General features: G+C 74.8%; 1 protein-coding gene. It reads left to right on the forward strand.

Features of this window, described 5'->3' with window-relative positions:
- Nucleotides 1-393: biotin/lipoyl-containing protein (locus TL10_RS29355; RefSeq protein ID WP_043988459.1), on the forward strand; the 393-nt coding region annotated here is incomplete at both ends.

Here is a 393-nt window from a genome sequence, read left to right on the forward strand (position 1 = left end):
GCTCCGGCCCCGGCCCCTGAAGCAGCTGCCCCGGCGCCCGCGGCGGCCCCCGCCCCGGCCGCCTCCGATGCCGCCGACGCCACCTCGATCATGATGCCGACGCTCGGCGAGTCGGTCACCGAAGGCACCGTCACCCGCTGGCTCAAGAAGGTCGGCGACTCTGTCGAGGTCGACGAGCCCCTGGTCGAGGTGTCCACCGACAAGGTCGACACCGAAATCCCGTCACCCATCGCCGGCGTGCTGCTGTCCATCACCGCCGACGAGGACGACGTCGTGTCCATCGGCGGCGAGCTCGCCAAGATCGGCGCCGCAGGCTCAGCACCGGCCGCCGCTCCTGCTCCGGCCGCGCCCGCTCCGGCACCCGAGCCCGTGGCCGCGCCCACGCCTCCGCCG

This window comes from Mycolicibacterium llatzerense (assembly GCF_000878195.1).
Lineage (GTDB): Bacteria > Actinomycetota > Actinomycetes > Mycobacteriales > Mycobacteriaceae > Mycobacterium > Mycobacterium llatzerense.